The sequence below is a fragment of the Aquamicrobium soli genome, assembly GCF_042646345.1.
GTDB classification, from domain to species: Bacteria; Pseudomonadota; Alphaproteobacteria; order Rhizobiales; family Rhizobiaceae; genus Mesorhizobium; species Mesorhizobium soli_A.
The window spans coordinates 45,393-62,248 of record NZ_JBHRTK010000009.1; the positions used below are offsets into that span (position 1 = coordinate 45,393).

Consider the following 16,856-nt stretch of genomic DNA (forward strand, 5'->3'; position numbering starts at 1 on the left):
GGTGCTTGAAGGGGTGAACGATTGCAGCCCGGCAGAACGCCGACGACGCAAGGATTCGCCTCTTGATCGCCCACCGCGATCAGTCGAGTTTACGATGCTCAAGGCTGGTTTCCGGGCTTCGGAGCTGTCCTTTTAGGACTGTCGCGACACCTTCCCGGGCACATAGCCCAGTGGTTTTCGTCGAGACTATCGCTCCGCCACCGTTGCGGGGGCAGCGCCGGCATCAAACCGGCTTCCCAATTATCCCGTCAGCTCATCACGAACGGGCACCTGAAGCGTCCCCATCTAAACAGCGGCGGCCCGCAAGCGAGTCCGCGAAAGCGACACCGCCCCGCACAAAGGCGACAGCGCGGAATTTAGAGTCCGAGACGGTCGCGCAGGCCGTACCACCACGCGCCCAGCACGGTGAGCGGAACCCGGAAGGTCTTGCCGCCGGGAAACGGCAGGCTCGGCAGCGACGCCCACACGTCGAACCGCTCGGCATGGCCGGCCACCGCCTCTCCGAGCAATTTGCCCAAAAGATGCGTGGTGGTGACGCCATGGCCGGAATCGCCGTGCGAGAAATAGACATGCGGCGACAGCCGCCCGACATGCGGGATGCGCGTCAGGGTCAGCGCGAAATTGCCGCTCCAGGCGAAATCGATCTTCACGTTCGCCAGTTCGGGAAAGGTACGGATCATGTTGGGGCGGATGACAGCGGTCAGGTCTGCCGGGTCCTGCCCGCCATAGCCGATGCCGCCGCCGTAAAGCAGCCGGTTGTCGCTGGTACGGCGATAGTAGTCGAGCACGTAATTGGCGTCCTCGACGCAATAGTCGGCCGGAAGCAGGCTCTCGATCAGGGCAGGGTCCAGCGGTTCCGTCGCCATCACCTGGCTCGACACCGGCATCATGCGGTCGGTGACGACCGGCAGCAGCGTGCCCAGATAGGCGTTGCCGCAAACCAGCAGATAGGTCGCCGTCACGCTGCCCTTGTCGGTATGGACGGTCGGCTTTCCCGCCATGTCGATGCGCACCGCCCGCGAGTCCTCGAAGATCTTCGCGCCGAGGCTCTCCGCGGCCGCGGCTTCGCCGAGCACGAGGTTGAGCGGATGGATATGGCCGCCGCGCTGGTCGATCATGCCGCCGACATAGCGGTCGCTGCGCACATAGCGGCCGACATCGGCGCGCGCCACCATCTCCAGCCCCGCATGGCCGTGCGCCTCGTAGTCGCGCTTGAAGCCTTCGAAATATTGCATCTGCTTCTGCGTGAAGGCGGCGAAGAAGCCGCCATGGCGCAGGTCGCAGTCGATGCCGTATTTTTCGATGCGAGCGCGGATGATGTCGCCGCCCTCGCCCGCCATCGCGGCCAGCGCGTCGGCCTTGTCGCGGCCATAGCGGCGCTCGATGGTGGCAAGGTCGCGGCTGTAGCCGTTGACGATCTGGCCGCCATTGCGGCCGGAAGCGCCGAAGCCGACCCGCTCGGCTTCCAGCACCGCGACGCGATAGCCGCGCTCCGAAAGCTCAAGCGCCGCCGAGATGCCGGTGAAGCCGGCGCCGATGATGCAGACATCGGCGGTCAGCGACCCTTCGAGCGCTGGGCGCACATGGCGGTCGTTGGCCGAGGCCGCATACCAGGAACCGATATGGCCGGGATTCGGCACGGCTGAGACATGGGCTGCCATCTACACGGTCCTGATATAGGCGTCGTATTCGACGTCGGTGACGCGCAGCGAGAACTCGTCCAGCTCCTGGTATTTGCAGGCCGTATAGAGGGAACGGAATTCGGGCCCGACCGCGCCATAGGCGAAGCCCGAGGTGGCGAAGCGCTGCACGGCGGCGTCCCAGCTCGACTGGAGCGGCTCGTTGTCGAGCGCGTGGTCGTCGCCGGTGATCGGCCCGCCCGGATCGAGCCTTTCCTTCATGCCCATATAGGCCGCCTGCAGGATCATCGCGAGCACCAGATAGGGGTTGCTGTCGGCGCCGGCGACGCGGTGCTCGATGCGGGTCGCAGGCTTGCTGGCGGTGATGACGCGCACGGCGGCCGAGCGGTTGTCGAAGCCCCAGGACGCGAAGGTGGGCGCATGCTCGGACGGCTTCAGCCGGCGGTAGGAGTTGGCGTGCGGGGCAAAGATGGCGGTACTTTCGCCCATGTAGCGCAGCAGGCCGCCGACCGACTGCATCAGCAGTTCGGAGGGACCGTCCTCGCCGACGAAGATGTTGCGCCCCTTCTCATCCAGGATGGAGAAATGCACATGCATGCCGTTGCCCGCCTGCATACCGTAGGGCTTGGCCATGAAGGTGGCATCGAGGTCGTTCTTGCGCGCCACGCCCTTGACGATGCGCTTCAGGAACACGGCGTAGTCGGCAGCCCTCAGCGCATCCGGGACATGGTTCAGGTTGATCTCGTACTGCCCCGGCCCGTTCTCGCGCAACGTAGTGTCGGCCGGAACGCCCTGCTCGCGGCAGGTCGAGTCGATCTCATAGAAAACGTCCTCGAAATCCTGCAATTCGGCCACGGAAAGAACCTGCGTCTGGCCGGTATGCCAGCGCCCTTCCCGCGTGTTCGGCGGGCGCACCGGATCGAGCGCCGAGCGCACGGGGTCGATCAGGTAGAATTCGAGCTCGGTCGCGACGACCGGGGTCAGCTTCATCTGGCGAAAGCGCTCCAGCACCTTGGCCAGGACCTGGCGCGGGTCGGCGAAGAAATGCCCGCGGTCGGGGCCGTTCATGGAAAGCATCACCTGCGCGGTGGGCCGCTTCAGCCAGCTTATGCGGGCGAGCGTTCCCGGCACCGGCACGCAGATGCCGTCCGGATCGCCCGTGCCTTCGGCCAGCCCGGCCGCATTCACGTCGCGGCCCCACACGTCCAGCGCATAGACCGAGCGCGGCATCGCCATGCCGTTGACCAGCACGTCGATCGAGCGTTCGCGCGGAATCCATTTGCCTCGGGGAACGCCGTTGACGTCGACGACGAACGCCTCCAGTACCTCGATATCGGGATTGTCGTTCAGGAATTTGCGGGCAACTTGTTCATCAATCATGGTCCACCGAATTTCGCGGAAAAAGGCTCCGCGTTAGCCGAACTGTCGGACAATCGATAAAGCAAGGCGGCGAAATTAGCCAGTTCGATGCCCCGCCGCCGCATTGACAGGCCGGCGCCACGCTCCTTACCTGCACCTATGAACACCGCTTCCGACAATCGCCCTTTCCCCTCCGGCCTGCTCGTTCCCAGGCCCCGCACCTTTCTCGGCCTGCCGGCGGCAACCGCCGCCGTTAACGGGTCCGCTGCCATCTTCGGCGCCGTCCACGGCACCGCCTATGCGACGCCGACCGTCCGCGAGGATGTCGAAAGCGGGCCGGATGCGGTGCGGCGGGCGATCACCGAGGCCTCGGTCCACATCGACCACTGGGATTTCGATTTCGACGGCCCGCTGCTGAACGACGGCGCGTTGCAGGCCTTCGACCTCGGCGACGTTTCGACCCGCCCGGACGACGCGGCCGGCAACCGGGAAAATATCGAAGCGGTGACGCGCGCCGCCCACGATGCGGGCGCGGTGCCGATCCTGATCGGCGGCGACGATTCCGTCGCCATTCCCTTCATGCGCGGGCTGGACGGCGGCGAGAAACTCAACATCCTGCAGATCGACGCCCATATCGACTGGCGCGACGACATCGCCGGCGAAAGGCTGGGCTATTCCAGCACCATGCGGCGGGCTTCCGAACTTGCCTCCGTCGCCTCCATGACGCAGGTCGGCATCCGCGCGGTCGGCAGCGCCCGCCGCGCCGAGGTCGAGACGGCAAGGGCGTGGGGCTCGCGTCTCGTCACCGTTGCGGAGGCCCGGCGCATCGGCGTCGAAGCGGTCGCCGCCGCCCTGCCGCGCGACGGATCGCTGCTCATCCACATCGATTGCGATTCGATGGATCCCGGCATCTGCCCGGGCATAAACGCGCTGTCGCCGGGCGGCTTCGCCTTCGACGAAATGACCACGCTGATCGCTGCCGCCATGCGCGGCCGCAAACTTGCCGGCTTCTCGATCGTCGAGTTCCAGCCGGCCGCCGACGTCAACGACATGTCGGCCACCATCGTCGGCCGCCTGGTCAGCCACGTGCTCGGCCATCTGGCGCGCCGGGGCTGATCCTTCCGTCCGTTCAGGGTCGCGCGCCTAAGCCGGGCGTCGAAGGCCGCGCGGCGCCGGCTCGAGGCGGGCCGGCTGGTCGGGGATGGAGATGGCAAAGGTCGTGCGCCCGCCCCGGCTTTCCACCAGTTCCAGCGCCCCGCCATGGGCGCGCACGAGTTCATGGGCGATGGCCAGCCCGAGCCCGGTGCCGCCGCTGCGCGCGGCGCCGCGAAAGGCGGTGAACAGGTTTTCGCGCGCCTTCGCGGGCAGGCCGGGGCCGGTATCGGTGACGAGAATACGGCCGACGCTGCCCTGCCGCTCGGCCGCCACGGTCAGCCGCCGCACCACCGCGCTTTCGGTATCGCCCGCCATCGCCTGCACGGCGTTGCGGGTGAGGTTGGTCAGCACCCGGAACAGTTGCTCGGCGTCCGCGTCCACCTCGAAGCCGGGCGGGACGGCATCCTCGAACTCGATCCCGCTTTCAAGATCGAGCAGGCTGTGCACGTCCTCGACCAGTTGGCGCAGCCGCACCCGGCGCCTGGACGGCGGCGCTTCCTGCGTCCGGCCGTAGGCAAGCACGCCCTCCGAATAGGAAACGGCGCGGTCGAGCGTGCGCACGAGCCTCGGCGCATAGGCCTGCACCGTCGGGTCCTTCACCTGTTGCAGGCGATCCGACATCAGCTGCGCGGAGGCCAGGATGTTGCGCATGTCGTGATTGATCTTCGATACCGCCAGACCGAGGTCGGCGAGGTGCTTCTGCTCGGCGAGCATCTTTTGCAGCCGCTCCTGCATCTGCGCCAGCTCGCGCTCGGCGATGCCGATTTCGTCGGCGCGCATCGAGGGGCGGATGATGCGCGACTGGTCGTCCGGAGCCTCGGAAAAGGCCAGCATAGAGCGCGTCATCGTGCGCATCGGCCGAACCATGACGCGGTCGAGCGCGACATAGACGAGGGCCGCGGTGAACACGGCGATCAGCAGCGACAGAAGCGCGACCGTGCGAGAATAGCCGAGCATGGCCGCGCGCAACTGGTAGTCCGGCATGATCAGCTCGAACTCCTCCGGGCTCGCTCCCACCGGGCCGAAGATGCGCAGCATGCGATTTCCGCCGAAGAGCAGCGTATCGAGCGCGCCGGTCATCTCCTCGACCAGCCCCAGATGGTCGACGTCGATATGCTCGTCCACCTGCGGTGGCATTTCGGCGACCGCCAGCAGGCGCGCGACGCCGCCGTCGCGCACCGCGATCGCCTTGGCGCCGATGGCCATCAGGACGTCGTTCTGCGCCGTCTGCGACAGGCTTTGCGTATCGCCCTGCACCAGGGCGATGGATACGGCGGCGGCCGTGCTCAGCCGCTCCTTCAGCCAGGTGACGCGGTAGCTGGCGACGGTCGGCAGGAAAATCAGGATTTCGGCCAGAAGCCCGAAGACCACGGTGAGCAAAAGAAGCTTGGCCGACAGGCCCCGCGCCAACGGCACCCGCCGTTCGGGCGTCGACGTGACCCGTGCTTCGTCCTCTGGGTTATTCTCGCTCATGCGCGGTCGATACCATTGTCCGATGGATTGCGCATCATTAGGCCATCGCAGCCGTTCTGCCAATTTTCACCTTGGGTGAGGCTGCTTTTCCGCGCCTCGGCCGAACGGTGGCGAGCGGGCGGATTGACTTCCAAAAACCTTCTTTCTATAAGCCCGCTCACGCTCGGGCAGCCTTACCCGGCGCGGTTTCGGTCGCGCGGTGAAATGCCCAGCCTAGCTCCTGGCACATAAGTGACAGATTCAAGAAGGGCCGCACTCCGCGGTATTAAAACAAATGAAGCGTACCTATCAGCCATCCAAACTCGTCCGCAAGCGCCGGCACGGCTTCCGCGCCCGCATGGCCACCAAGGGCGGTCGCGCCGTCGTTGCCGCCCGCCGCAACCGTGGCCGCAAGCGGCTCAGCGCCTGAACGGGAAAGACCGTTGCCGGTTGCCGGAAAGCCAGTCGGGGAACGGCCCGGCCGGCTTCTGAAGCGCACTGAATTCCTGGCTGTCCGGCGCGGCGAGAAGCGGCGCGGGCGGCTTTTTCTCGTTGAAGTCCTCGACCGGGGCGACGACAGGCAAGCGCGCGTCGGCTATACGGTGACCAAGAAGGTCGGCAACGCCGTGGTGCGCAATCGCGTCAGGCGGCGGTTGAAAGAAGCCGTGCGCACCCACGCAGCCGATGACATGGCGCAGGGCAGTGACTATGTCATCGTCGGGCGCGAAGAAGTGCTTTCCGCTCCGTTCGGCCTGCTCAAAGCCGAACTTTCACGCCGACTCCGCGCACAACGATAGGCCACGGACCGCGATGCAAAACAACCGGAACTTCTTCATCACCATCATCCTGTCGGTGCTGATCCTGACCCTGTGGCAGGTGTTCTACATGAATCCGCGCATCGAGGCGCAGCGCGAGGCCGCGCGCATCGAAGCCGAGCAGAACCCCGCCAGCCAGAAGCCGGCAACCGAAGCGGCGAATTCCGGCGCCGCCCAGAACGGCCAGGCGCCCTCGCAGGCGACCATTCCCAACGCCCCGGCAAGCGACCAGGCGGCCGTCGGCGGCAGCCGCGACCAGGCGCTGTCGGCGAACATGCGCGTCGTCATCGACACGCCGAGCCTTTCGGGCTCGATCAACCTGACCGGCGCGCGCCTCGACGACCTCAGCCTCAGGCACTACACCGAGACCGTCGACAAGAATTCGCCGAAGATCGTCCTGCTCAATCCCTCGACGCTGAACGACGGCTATTTCGCCGAAATCGGCTTCTCCGGCTCGCCCGAGGCGGGCACGCTACCCGGCCCCGACACGCAGTGGACGGTCGAGGGCAACAACACGCTGACGGCGAGCACGCCCGTCACGCTGACCTATACCAACGACAAGGGCCTGACCTTCAAGCGCGTCATCTCGGTCGACGACAACTACATGTTCACCGTCGACGACACGGTGACCAACACCGGCAGCGCGCCGGTATCGCTCGCCAATTACGGCCGCGTCACCCGCTTCGAGAAGCCCGACGACCGCAGCACCTACGTGCTGCACGAGGGCCTGATCGGCGTCATCGGCAAGGAAGGCCTGCAGGAAATCAAATATTCCAAGATCGAGGAAGAAAAGCAGGTCACGCCCGGCAAGTCCGACGACGGCTGGCTCGGCATTACCGACAAATACTGGGCGGTCGCGCTCGTGCCCTCCGCCAAGCAGCCCTTCCAGCCGCGCTTCGGCTTCTTCGGCGACGGCAGGACGCGCTACCAGTCCGACTACCTGACCGACCAGATCACGGTGGCGCCCAGCCAGTCGGCGACGCTGGAGACCCGGATCTTCGCCGGCGCGAAGGAGGTCGGCACGATCAACGCCTACGAGAAGACCTACAACATCCGCCAGTTCGACCTTTTGATCGACTGGGGCTGGTTCTATTTCATCACCAAGCCGATGTTCTGGCTGATCGACACGCTCTACAAGTTCTTCGGCAATTTCGGCCTCGCCATCATCGCGACCACGGTGCTGGTCAAGGCGGTGTTCTTCCCGCTCGCCAACAAGTCCTATGCCTCGATGGCGAACATGAAGAAGGTGCAGCCGAAGATGACGGAGATCCGCGAGAAATACGCGGACGACAAGATGGCCCAGCAGAAGGCCATGATGGAGCTCTACAAGACGGAGAAGATCAACCCGGTCGCCGGCTGCTGGCCGATGCTGATCCAGGTGCCGGTGTTCTTCGCGCTCTACAAGGTGCTCTACATCACCATCGAGATGCGGCATGCGCCGTTCTTCGGATGGATCCAGGACCTGGCCGCGCCGGACCCGACCTCGCTGTTCAACCTGTTCGGCCTGCTGCCCTTCGCCGTGCCGGCCTTCCTGATGATCGGCGTCTGGCCGCTGATCATGGGCGTCACCATGTTCCTGCAGATGCGCATGAACCCGACGCCGCCCGACCCCACCCAGGCGATGATTTTCACCTGGATGCCGATCGTGTTCACCTTCATGATGGCGGGCTTCCCGGCCGGCCTGGTCATCTACTGGGCGTGGAACAACTTCCTGTCGATCCTGCAGCAGGGCATCATCATGAAGCGGCAGGGTGTGAAGATCGAACTATGGGACAACCTCGCCGGTATGTTCCGCAAGAAGCCGGCGCAGGCGAAATAGCCGCGCGCCGGCGGCGTCTCCGATGCGGTTGCGGCCCTCGGACAGTCCTTGCCGAGGGTAGATACCGTGGATAAGCCGGTCATAGACTCCGAACTGTTCAACCGACCCTGGGTGTTCATCCGCGGCGTGCCGGCCATGAAGTTCCTGCCGCCGGAGGGACCGGCAGAGATCGCCTTTGCCGGACGCTCGAACGTCGGCAAATCCTCGCTGATCAACGCGCTCGTCGGCCAGAAGGGCCTGGCGCGAACCTCCAACACGCCGGGGCGCACGCAGGAGCTGAACTATTTCGTGCCGGGCGGCTTTTCCGGCGAAGGCGCCGACCTGCCGCCGATGGCGCTGGTCGACATGCCGGGCTACGGCTACGCTTCCGCGCCCAAGGAGAAGGTCGACCAGTGGACGAAGCTCGTCTTCGACTATCTCAAGGGCCGCGTCACGCTGAAGCGCGTCTATGTGCTGATCGATGCCCGCCATGGCATCAAGGCCAATGACGAGGACGTGCTGTCGCTGCTCGACAAGGCCGCGGTGTCCTACCAGATCGTGCTGACCAAGACCGACAAGATCAAGGCCGCGGGCGTGCCGCGGCTGATCGAGGAGACGCTGTCGAAAATCAAGCGCCGGCCGGCCGCCTTCCCCTTCGTGCTCGCCACTTCCTCGGAGAAAGCCGAGGGGTTCGACGAGTTGCGGGCGGCGATCGTGCTTGCCGCCAACGGTGGCTGACTGGCTCTCAGGCCGTCGCCGGCTTGAAGCTCAGCGCCACGCCGTTGATGCAATGGCGCTTGCCGGTCGGCTTCGGCCCGTCGTCGAAGACATGGCCGAGATGGCCGCCGCAACGGCTGCAATGGCACTCGACCCGGACCATGCCCAGCGTCGTGTCCTCGCGCGTGGCGATGCCGTTCGGCAGCGCCTGCCAGAAGCTCGGCCAGCCGGTCCCGGATTCGAATTTCGTCTCGGACGAATAGACCGGCAGCTCGCAGCCGGCGCAGGCGAAGATGCCCTTGCGGTGCTCCTCGAGCAGCGGGCTCGAGCCCGGATATTCCGTGCCTTCCTTGCGCAGCACGTCGTAGGCGGCCTGCGACAGGCTCGCGCGCCACTGCGCATCCGTCTTGGTCACGGCGAAGGTTTCTTCGGCGGCGCGCGCCGGCTGCGGCTTGCCCATGCGCACCAGCGCCGAAGCCCCGCCCGCGAATGCGACGGTGACGGCGCTGCCCAAAAGGAAATTACGACGATCCATTGTCTTTTACCTCCCGGGCCGTTTTGCCAGACTGGACCGTTTTAGGGAAATCAAATGGGGGTGAGGCGGTCCGGCGGGCGCCGGTGAATCCCCTCCCCGCGACCCGAGTCCGACACCGCGTCATTTCTGTTGCCCTCGGCGAATACGCGCTCTATCGCTTAGCGATACGAGTGGGGAGACCTCGGTGATTCGCCAAAAGATCGCGGCATTTGCCAGCCTGGTTTCATTGCTGATCGCTGCCGCCGCAACCCCGTCCCATGCCGCTTCCCTGTCCGCCGACATCCTGCCGGCCCGCTTCGGCGAACTCGGCCGCTACTCCGACAAGATGGAAGCGCGCCTCGGCGTCATGGCCTATGACCGCGGCTTCTTTTCCACCGACGTCTTCAGCGGCACCGTCATCAACGGCGAGCTGCTTTTCCGCTCGCCGGAATTCCTGGAAGCCATCGGCTCGCCCCGCCCCTATATCGGCTTCGACGCGGCCATCGCGCACGATCCGGTGCATTTCTTCTATGCCGGCCTCAACTGGGACATGAGCCTCACCGACCGGCTTTACCTGTCGGCCAGCCTCGGCGGCTCGATCAACACCGCCAGGAACCTGATCGACCCGACCACCTACAAGGCGCTGGGCTGCCGTGTGCTGTTCCATCTCGGCGCCGGCATCGGCTTCGACATCACGCCGAACCTGACGATCCAGGCCTATGCCGACCATTTCTCGGATGCCAATCTGTGCCGGGTGAACAACGGCGCGGAAGCGACCGGCGTCCGGGTCGGCTATCGCTTCTGAACGACGAGCCCGGGCCGGGCCGTCGCCTCTACCGCTCCGAATACCCCATGGCGCTGCGCGGCAGCCGGATGAGATCGCCGAAGCGGGCGCGCAGCCGGTCGTCCACGGCCTTGGCGACATGGCGGGGGAAGCGCTCGGCGAGGATCTTCTTCCTCGCGTCGATGGCCTGATGCAGCATGTCCGGCTTGCCCGCCTCGCACCATTGCTTCGGCGAAAGCCGCTCGATGGCGCCGGCATCGAAATAGGCGGCGGCGGGTGCCGGCGAGCCCGGCCCGTTGTCGAGATAATGGCCCGGCCCATTCATGCAGGTGGCGGCGATGGCATCGACCGAGCGGGCCGCCTCGCTTGCGTCGAGGCCGCGCTGGCAGCGCAGGCAGTGGCCGAGCACGGCATCGTCGATGATCAGGCTTTCCAGGCAGAAGCCGAGCAGGGAGGCATGCATGCCGGCCGCCTCATAGACGAGATCGAGCCCGGAAAGGCCGGCCAGCACATTGGTGATGCCCTTTTCGTAGCCCGACTGGAAATCCGGCTGCTTCGAACCGGTCATGCCGGCCGCCGAAGCGCCGGGCAGGTCGTAAAAGCGCGCCATCTGCGCGCAGGCGGCCGTCAGCAGGGCCTGCTCGGCGGAGCCGCCCGCCATGATGCCGCTGCCCGGATGGGACGCGAACGGCCAGGTGCCCAGCATGGCCGGATGGCCGGGCTTCAATGCGTTGACATAGACCAGCCCCGCCAGCACCTCGGCCACCGCCTGCACCACGGCTCCGACCAGCGAGGCGGGCGCAGTGGTGCCGGTCTGCGCCGTGGACAAAAGGAGGATCGGGATGCCGCCCTTGACGCATTCCTCCAGCACGCCGCAGGCATCCTCGGCGAACTTCATCGGCGACACCACGAAAGGCGTCGAGCTCGAAACGAAGGGGCGGGCGCGGAATTTCGCCTCGCCGCCGGCCAGCGCATAAAGCATTTCGAGCGCCGGCCGCACGTTCTCGCGCACGGTAAAGGAGGTGCCGATATGCTTCGACGTCCCCATCACGCAGGCATAGAGCGTGTTGAGGTCCAGTTCGAGCGGATCGGCGATGTCGCGCGCCGCCATGGGGCGTTGGAAGAAGTGGATGTTGTCGAGGCCCTCGACGATGCGGGCGGCATCGTAGATGTCGCGTAGCTGCGATTCCCGGTAGCTGCGCGTCTCCGCGTCGACCAGATGGACGGCAAGCCCGGCGGTGCCGTAACGCACATGGCCGTCCTGCACGATCATGTCATGACGCGGGTCCTGGCCATGCAGGGTGAAGTGGCGGCCGGCCCTGGCGAGCGTGTCGGCGACCAGCGCGCGGGGAAAGCGGATGCGCCGGTCCTGCCCGTGAACCGCACCGGCGCGCGTCAGCACCTCGACGCAGGACGGAATGGGGTTGGCGAAACCGACTGTTTCCAGGACCGTCAGCGCGGACTGGTGGATGCGTTCGAGGTCGTCCTGGCCAAGGGGGCCGTAGCCCGGCCGGCGATGACCCGCGCTCCCCGATCCGCCCTCGCCCGGCGCGCCGCCGGAGCCCGGCTGAGCTTCCGGATCGATCGGTGCGGGCCGTCTGGCCGGCACCATTTTCGCAAGCGTCATGAGCACTCCATGGCGAAGCCGGATGCCAGGAGCCTGCCGCCCGGCCCGCCGTTTTTCCGTCCCCGATTATGGCGCGCCACCAGGCCGGGGCTAAGGCCCAGCCAAAATTCGCCGCATGGGCCAGCGGTCCCCGGGATCGGAAACCGGACCGCGGTCAGGCGGCGGCCGGACGGCGGCCCGCCGCCGTCGCCAGTTCGCGGATGCCGGGCTCGATGTGCTGGATGGCGATCGAGGAAATGCCGAGCCGCATGAAGCGCGTCGGCGCATTGCCCTGGTCGAAGAAGCGGTCGCCCGGTTCGATCAGCACGCCACGACTGGCGGCGATTTCGGCGAGCGAGCGCGCATCGGTGCCGCGCGGACCTTCGAGCCACAGCGAGGTGCCGCCGGCGCTGGTGCTGGACTGCCACTCCGGCAGGAACGCGGCGATCGCCTGCACCAGCCGCTTGCGCCGCTCCTCGAACGCGCTCGACAATCGCCGCACCAGGGCCTCGTGGTGGCCGAGCGACAGAAACAGCGCCACGGCGCGCTGGTTGTTGGCCGGCGGATGGCGCAGCATGAAGCGCCGCAGCGCCCTGAGTTCGGCGATCAGGTCGGCCGAGGCGACGATGTAGCCGAGCCGCAGGCCCGGCGCGAGCGTCTTCGACATGGAGCCGACATAGATGACGCGCCCGGAACGGTCCGTGCTTTTCAGCGCCTGCCTCGGCGCTTCGTCGAGAAGCTGGCTGTCATAGCCGTCCTCGATGATGATCTTGTTGTGGCGGTTGGCCCGCGCCAGAAGGTCCTGCCGCCGCTCCTGCGAAAGCGGCACCATGGTCGGGCAATGATGGCTCGGCGTCACGAAGACGAAGCCGGGGTCCGTCGAGATCGCACTGGTGACGATGCCCTCCTCGTCCACCGGCACCGGCTGGATATCGGCGCCGGCCAGCCGGAAGATGGAGCGCGCATCGGGATAGCCCGGGTCTTCCATCGCCACCTTAGAGCCCCTGGTCATCAGGAGCGTCGCCAGCATGTAGAGCGCATGCTGCGCACCCAGCGTCACGATGATCTCGTCGGGATTGGCGAAGATGCCGCGGCGTGGCAGGAGCCGTGCCTGGATCTGCTCGATCAGCAGCGGATCGTCGCGGTCGACCATGTCGGAAGCCCAGTTGCGGATTTCCAGCACCGCCAGCGCCATGCGGTTGCATTCGCGCCACTCGGCGGTCGGAAACAGCGTCGGATCGAACTGGCCGTAGACGAACGGATAGGACGCCTTGATCCAGTTCTCGTCCTTCTTGGGCGGCGGCATGTCGCTGGCCGCCACCTGGCGGCGCGCCTTCCAATCGATCTCGTTGCCCTGGTCGGGCGCCTTCTGGTGCGGCCGAGCCGGGGTCGCCAGCACTTCCGGGTTGACGAAATGGCCGCGCCGCTCGCGCGCTACCAGGAACCCCTGGTCGACCAGTTGCTGGAAGGCCAGCACCACCGTGCCGCGCGCCACGCCGAGCTTCTCGGCCAGGATGCGGCACGAGGGCAGCGGCATCGAGGCGGCGATCTGGCGGTCGAGGATGGCGGCGACGATGGCTTGGCGGATTTGCGCCTGCAGGGTCTGGCCGGACTCCGCCGAGATCCGGAACAGGCCGGACCAGATCGCGGTATCGTTTCGCTGTGACATGGTCGCACTCCCCGGTGGCCAACCTTTTATCCTTTGTGGACCAGTGGAAGGTATCCCTGGCACAAGCCGTTGCGCCAATGAATTTTTCTGATCGCTGCGATTTATGCCAGTGATCGTTGCTGGACCAATTCCGCCAGAAATGACGATTAAACCGATTGAAAATTGTTGGGGCGGCCTTTCAATTGCCCTCTTGTGCGCGGATCAGGTCTGCTAAGGTAAGCCCTTCATCGATCGAGGAGTCGGACAGTGGCACAGTCGCCCTTTCAGAACGTAGTGCAGGCGCTGCGCGATCAGCGCCCGGTCATGGACATGCGCGCGGCCTTCGCCGCCGACCCCGGGCGGTTCGCGCGGTTTTCGGCCGGCGACGGCGACCTGTTGCTCGATTGGTCCAAATGCGCGGTCGACGCCCGAACGATGGAACTGCTGGGCGAACTGGCGGCGGCCGCCGATGTCGAAGGCCGCCGCGCCGCGATGTTTTCGGGACAGCACATCAACGTGACCGAGGACCGCGCCGTGCTGCACACGGCGCTGCGCAACCTCGACGGCAAGGGCCTTGTCGTCGATGGCCAGGACGTGCAGGCGGACGTGCTGTCCGTTCTCAACGCGATGAGCGCGTTCGCCGAGGCGGTCCGCTCCGGCAAGGCGACGGGCGCCACCGGCAAGAAGATCACCGACGTCGTCAATATCGGCATCGGCGGCTCGGACCTCGGCCCGGCGATGGCCACGCTGGCGCTGGCGCCCTATCACGACGGGCCGCGCGCGCATTACGTCTCCAACATCGACGGCGCCCATATCCACGACACGCTGAAGGGGCTTTCGGCGGAGACGACGCTGTTCATCATCGCCTCCAAGACCTTCACCACGGTGGAGACGATGACCAACGCCGCCACGGCGCGCAAATGGGTGGAAAAGGCGCTCGGCACGGCGGCGGTCGGCAAGCATTTCGCCGCCGTTTCCACCGCGCTCGACCTCGTCGCCAAATTCGGCATCAGCCAGGACCGCGTCTTCGGCTTCTGGGACTGGGTCGGCGGCCGCTACTCGGTCTGGGGCGCCATCGGCCTGCCGGTGATGATCGCGGTCGGGCCTTCCAACTTCCGCGCCTTCCTCGCCGGCGCGCACGAGATGGACGAGCATTTCCGTGAACGCCCGCTGCAGAAGAACCTGCCGGCTCTGCTCGGCCTGATCGGCTGGTGGCACCGGGTGATATGCCAGTATCCGGCGCGCGCGGTCATCCCCTACGACCAGCGGCTGTCGCGCCTTCCCGCCTACCTCCAGCAACTCGACATGGAATCGAACGGCAAGAGCGTCACGCTGGAAAGCGGCAAGGTAACGACGCCGACCGGCCCGCTGGTATGGGGCGAGCCCGGCACCAACGGCCAGCACGCCTTCTTCCAGTTGCTGCACCAGGGCACCGACGTCATCCCCATCGAGTTCCTGGCGGCGGCCGTCGGCCACGAACCGCAGCTGAAACACCACCATGACCTCCTGCTCGCCAATGTGCTGGCGCAGTCGGAGGCGCTGATGAAGGGGCGCACGCTGGAGGAAGCGCGCGCGCAGATGCTCGCCAAGGGCATGGCGGAGCAGGACGTCGACAGGATCGCGCCGCACCGGGTCTTTTCCGGCAACCGGCCGTCGCTCACGATCCTCTATCGCAAGCTCGATCCGCGCACGCTCGGGCGGCTGATCGCGCTCTACGAACACCGCGTCTTCGTCGAAGGTGTGCTTTACGACATCAATTCCTTCGACCAGTGGGGCGTGGAGCTTGGCAAGGAACTGGCGACCCAGCTATTACCCGTCGTGGAAGGCAAGGAAGAGGCCGGCAGGCGCGATGCGTCCACCGCCGGTCTCGTGGCGCATATTCACCATCTACGCGGAGCGGAGTAAGCGGGTTTGGCGGGCATCAAGGGGATTCTGTTCGACAAGGACGGCACACTGGTCGATTTCCAGGCGACATGGTTCGCCATCGGCGACCTGATGGCTCTGGAGGCGGCCGGCGGCGACCGCGCCAAGGCCGACGCGCTGATGGAGCGTGCCGGCTACGATTACGAGACGCACGGCTTCAAGAGCGATTCGGTGTTTGCCGCCGGCACCAACGCCGACATCGTGGCGCTGTGGTATCCGCAGGCCGACGCGGAACAGAAGCGGGGCATGATCGCCCATTTCGACAGCTTCACCGCCGAGCAGGGCGCGCTGCAGGCGGTTCCCCTGCCCGGCAGCAAGGCGGCGATCGCCAGCCTGCACGCTTCGGGGTTCCGGCTCGGCGTCGCCACCAACGATTCCACCAGCGGCGCGGAAAAGACGCTTGTCTCGCTCGGCATGGCGCAGATGTTCGACGCCGCCTATGGCTACGACGCCGTCGCCAATCCCAAGCCGGCGGCCGACACCGTGCATGCCTTTTGCGACCTGACCCGGCTGAAGCCGGCCGAGATCGCCATGGTCGGCGACAACCGCCATGATCTCGAAATGGCGCGCGCCGGCGCCTGCGGGCTGGCGATCGGCGTGCTCTCGGGCACCGGCACGCGGCAATCGCTGGCCAGGATCGCCGACGTGGTGCTCGATTCCATCGCCGACCTGCCGGCCTATCTGGCCGAGCGCGGATAGGCCGGCGCCACACCGGCGCTTTCGGCTCGACAGCGGGCAGTTGTCGGGCTAGTACATTCCTCCGAGGTATTTTTTCCTGTCCTACGGAGGGCACGCCATGCTCTCGCATGACCGCGTATGGGCTGCCATCGATGCGCTCGCCGAACGCTATTCGCTGTCGGCCTCCGGCCTGGCAAAGCGCGCCGGGCTGGATTCAACCGCCTTCAACAAGTCGAAGCGTCTGGCCGCCGACGGGCGGCCGCGCTGGCCCTCGACGGAGTCGCTCGCCAAGATCATGGAGGCGACCGGCGCGTCGCTGGACGAGTTCATGGCCCTGCTCGGCGGCCGGCCGGACGGCGACGCCCTGCCGCAACAACGGCCCACCGTGCCGCTGGTCGGCTTCGCGCAGGCCGGCGCGGGCGGCTTCTTCGACGACGCCGGCTTTCCGCTCGGCCATGGCTGGGACCTGATCGAACTGCCGGCGCAATCGACCGCCAACTCCTACGCGCTCAAGGTGCATGGCGATTCCATGCTGCCACTCTACCGAAACGGCGACGTGCTGATCGTCGAGCCGGGGGCGAGCGTGCGCAAGGGCGATCGCGTCGTCGTCAAGACCACCGGCGGCGAGGTGATGGCCAAGGTGCTGGAGCGCCAGACGGCGCAGTCCATCCTTCTCGTGTCGCTCAACCCGCAGCACCCCAACCGCGACATTCCCGCCGCCGAGGTCGAGTGGATGGCGCGCATCGTCTGGGCAAGCCAGTAGGGGC

General features: G+C 66.4%; 16 protein-coding genes and 1 riboswitch. Of the genes, 9 read left to right on the top strand and 7 right to left on the bottom strand.

Going from position 1 to position 16,856, the window contains the following annotated elements:
- Positions 1-85: 85 nt before the first annotated feature.
- Positions 86-289, bottom strand: a riboswitch (cobalamin riboswitch).
- A 67-nt stretch (positions 290-356) separates the two neighbouring features.
- On the bottom strand, positions 357-1,661 hold the full coding sequence (locus ACFOHJ_RS07025) for an NAD(P)/FAD-dependent oxidoreductase (RefSeq protein WP_378219777.1): 1,305 nt from the start codon (positions 1,659-1,661) through the stop codon (positions 357-359).
- Complete coding sequence (locus ACFOHJ_RS07030; RefSeq protein WP_378219778.1) at positions 1,662-3,020, bottom strand: glutamine synthetase family protein; 1,359 nt, start codon at positions 3,018-3,020, stop codon at positions 1,662-1,664. It lies immediately after the preceding gene.
- A gap of 138 nt (positions 3,021-3,158) precedes the next feature.
- On the opposite strand from ACFOHJ_RS07030, the gene ACFOHJ_RS07035 reads away from it, so the two are divergent.
- On the top strand, positions 3,159-4,115 hold the full coding sequence (locus ACFOHJ_RS07035) for an arginase family protein (protein ID WP_378219779.1): 957 nt from the start codon (positions 3,159-3,161) through the stop codon (positions 4,113-4,115).
- A gap of 27 nt (positions 4,116-4,142) precedes the next feature.
- On the opposite strand, the gene ACFOHJ_RS07040 is transcribed toward ACFOHJ_RS07035, so the two are convergent.
- Positions 4,143-5,627 carry an ATP-binding protein gene (locus tag ACFOHJ_RS07040; RefSeq protein ID WP_378219780.1) on the bottom strand — a complete coding sequence of 495 codons (1,485 nt, stop codon included), beginning with the start codon at positions 5,625-5,627 and terminating at the stop codon, positions 4,143-4,145.
- A gap of 274 nt (positions 5,628-5,901) precedes the next feature.
- On the opposite strand from ACFOHJ_RS07040, the gene rpmH reads away from it, so the two are divergent.
- The gene (gene rpmH, locus ACFOHJ_RS07045) at positions 5,902-6,036 is read left to right on the top strand and encodes a 50S ribosomal protein L34 (protein WP_083867726.1); all 135 of its coding nucleotides are present in this window, start codon (positions 5,902-5,904) and stop codon (positions 6,034-6,036) included.
- On the opposite strand, the gene ACFOHJ_RS07050 is transcribed toward rpmH, so the two are convergent.
- Entirely contained in the window at positions 6,026-6,190 is a 165-nt protein-coding gene (locus ACFOHJ_RS07050) for a hypothetical protein (protein ID WP_378219939.1), read from the bottom strand. The two genes, rpmH and ACFOHJ_RS07050, sit on opposite strands and share 11 nt — an antisense overlap.
- Between ACFOHJ_RS07050 and rnpA the strand changes: the two genes are divergently transcribed.
- The 3 genes from rnpA to yihA all read left to right on the top strand — a co-directional run bounded on the left by rnpA (position 6,113) and on the right by yihA (position 8,957).
- The gene (rnpA, locus tag ACFOHJ_RS07055) at positions 6,113-6,403 is read left to right on the top strand and encodes a ribonuclease P protein component (RefSeq protein WP_378219931.1); all 291 of its coding nucleotides are present in this window, start codon (positions 6,113-6,115) and stop codon (positions 6,401-6,403) included. The genes ACFOHJ_RS07050 and rnpA overlap by 78 nt on opposite strands.
- 13 nt (positions 6,404-6,416) lie before the next feature.
- Positions 6,417-8,240 carry a membrane protein insertase YidC gene (gene yidC / locus ACFOHJ_RS07060; RefSeq protein WP_378219781.1) on the top strand — a complete coding sequence of 608 codons (1,824 nt, stop codon included), beginning with the start codon at positions 6,417-6,419 and terminating at the stop codon, positions 8,238-8,240.
- A 66-nt stretch (positions 8,241-8,306) separates the two neighbouring features.
- The gene (gene yihA / locus ACFOHJ_RS07065) at positions 8,307-8,957 is read left to right on the top strand and encodes a ribosome biogenesis GTP-binding protein YihA/YsxC (protein ID WP_378219782.1); all 651 of its coding nucleotides are present in this window, start codon (positions 8,307-8,309) and stop codon (positions 8,955-8,957) included.
- A gap of 7 nt (positions 8,958-8,964) precedes the next feature.
- Here the strand turns inward: yihA and msrB are convergent, their stop codons facing one another.
- A complete protein-coding gene (msrB, locus tag ACFOHJ_RS07070) occupies positions 8,965-9,471 on the bottom strand; it encodes a peptide-methionine (R)-S-oxide reductase MsrB (protein WP_378219783.1) in 507 nt (168 codons plus the stop codon).
- A gap of 184 nt (positions 9,472-9,655) precedes the next feature.
- On the opposite strand from msrB, the gene ACFOHJ_RS07075 reads away from it, so the two are divergent.
- A complete protein-coding gene (locus ACFOHJ_RS07075; RefSeq protein ID WP_378219784.1) occupies positions 9,656-10,255 on the top strand; it encodes an acyloxyacyl hydrolase in 600 nt (199 codons plus the stop codon).
- Positions 10,256-10,283: 28 nt separating this feature from the next.
- Here ACFOHJ_RS07075 and ACFOHJ_RS07080 read toward each other — a convergent pair whose 3' ends face one another.
- On the bottom strand, positions 10,284-11,861 hold the full coding sequence (locus ACFOHJ_RS07080) for a trimethylamine methyltransferase family protein (RefSeq protein WP_378219785.1): 1,578 nt from the start codon (positions 11,859-11,861) through the stop codon (positions 10,284-10,286).
- Positions 11,862-12,015: 154 nt separating this feature from the next.
- Complete coding sequence (gene pdxR / locus ACFOHJ_RS07085) at positions 12,016-13,509, bottom strand: MocR-like pyridoxine biosynthesis transcription factor PdxR (protein ID WP_378219786.1); 1,494 nt, start codon at positions 13,507-13,509, stop codon at positions 12,016-12,018.
- Positions 13,510-13,812: 303 nt separating this feature from the next.
- Here pdxR and pgi point away from each other — a divergent pair, with 303 nt between their 5' ends.
- The 3 genes from pgi to ACFOHJ_RS07100 all read left to right on the top strand — a co-directional run bounded on the left by pgi (position 13,813) and on the right by ACFOHJ_RS07100 (position 16,852).
- On the top strand, positions 13,813-15,393 hold the full coding sequence (gene pgi, locus ACFOHJ_RS07090) for a glucose-6-phosphate isomerase (protein ID WP_378219932.1): 1,581 nt from the start codon (positions 13,813-13,815) through the stop codon (positions 15,391-15,393).
- Positions 15,394-15,399: 6 nt separating this feature from the next.
- Complete coding sequence (locus tag ACFOHJ_RS07095; protein ID WP_378219787.1) at positions 15,400-16,110, top strand: HAD family hydrolase; 711 nt, start codon at positions 15,400-15,402, stop codon at positions 16,108-16,110.
- Between the two features lie 97 nt (positions 16,111-16,207).
- Positions 16,208-16,852 (top strand): S24 family peptidase, encoded by a 645-nt coding sequence (locus ACFOHJ_RS07100; protein WP_378219788.1) that lies wholly within the window; start codon positions 16,208-16,210, stop codon positions 16,850-16,852.
- Positions 16,853-16,856: the final 4 nt, after the last annotated feature.

Coding starts and splice junctions, on each gene's coding strand:
- ACFOHJ_RS07025 (WP_378219777.1), bottom strand. CDS start 1,661: ATGGCAGCCCATGTCTCAGCCGTGCCGAATCCCGGCCATATCGGTTCC.
- ACFOHJ_RS07030 (WP_378219778.1), bottom strand. CDS start 3,020: ATGATTGATGAACAAGTTGCCCGCAAATTCCTGAACGACAATCCCGAT.
- ACFOHJ_RS07035 (WP_378219779.1), top strand. CDS start 3,159: ATGAACACCGCTTCCGACAATCGCCCTTTCCCCTCCGGCCTGCTCGTT.
- ACFOHJ_RS07040 (WP_378219780.1), bottom strand. CDS start 5,627: ATGAGCGAGAATAACCCAGAGGACGAAGCACGGGTCACGTCGACGCCC.
- rpmH (WP_083867726.1), top strand. CDS start 5,902: ATGAAGCGTACCTATCAGCCATCCAAACTCGTCCGCAAGCGCCGGCAC.
- yidC (WP_378219781.1), top strand. CDS start 6,417: ATGCAAAACAACCGGAACTTCTTCATCACCATCATCCTGTCGGTGCTG.
- msrB (WP_378219783.1), bottom strand. CDS start 9,471: ATGGATCGTCGTAATTTCCTTTTGGGCAGCGCCGTCACCGTCGCATTC.
- ACFOHJ_RS07080 (WP_378219785.1), bottom strand. CDS start 11,861: ATGACGCTTGCGAAAATGGTGCCGGCCAGACGGCCCGCACCGATCGAT.
- pdxR (WP_378219786.1), bottom strand. CDS start 13,509: ATGTCACAGCGAAACGATACCGCGATCTGGTCCGGCCTGTTCCGGATC.
- pgi (WP_378219932.1), top strand. CDS start 13,813: ATGGACATGCGCGCGGCCTTCGCCGCCGACCCCGGGCGGTTCGCGCGG.
- ACFOHJ_RS07100 (WP_378219788.1), top strand. CDS start 16,208: ATGCTCTCGCATGACCGCGTATGGGCTGCCATCGATGCGCTCGCCGAA.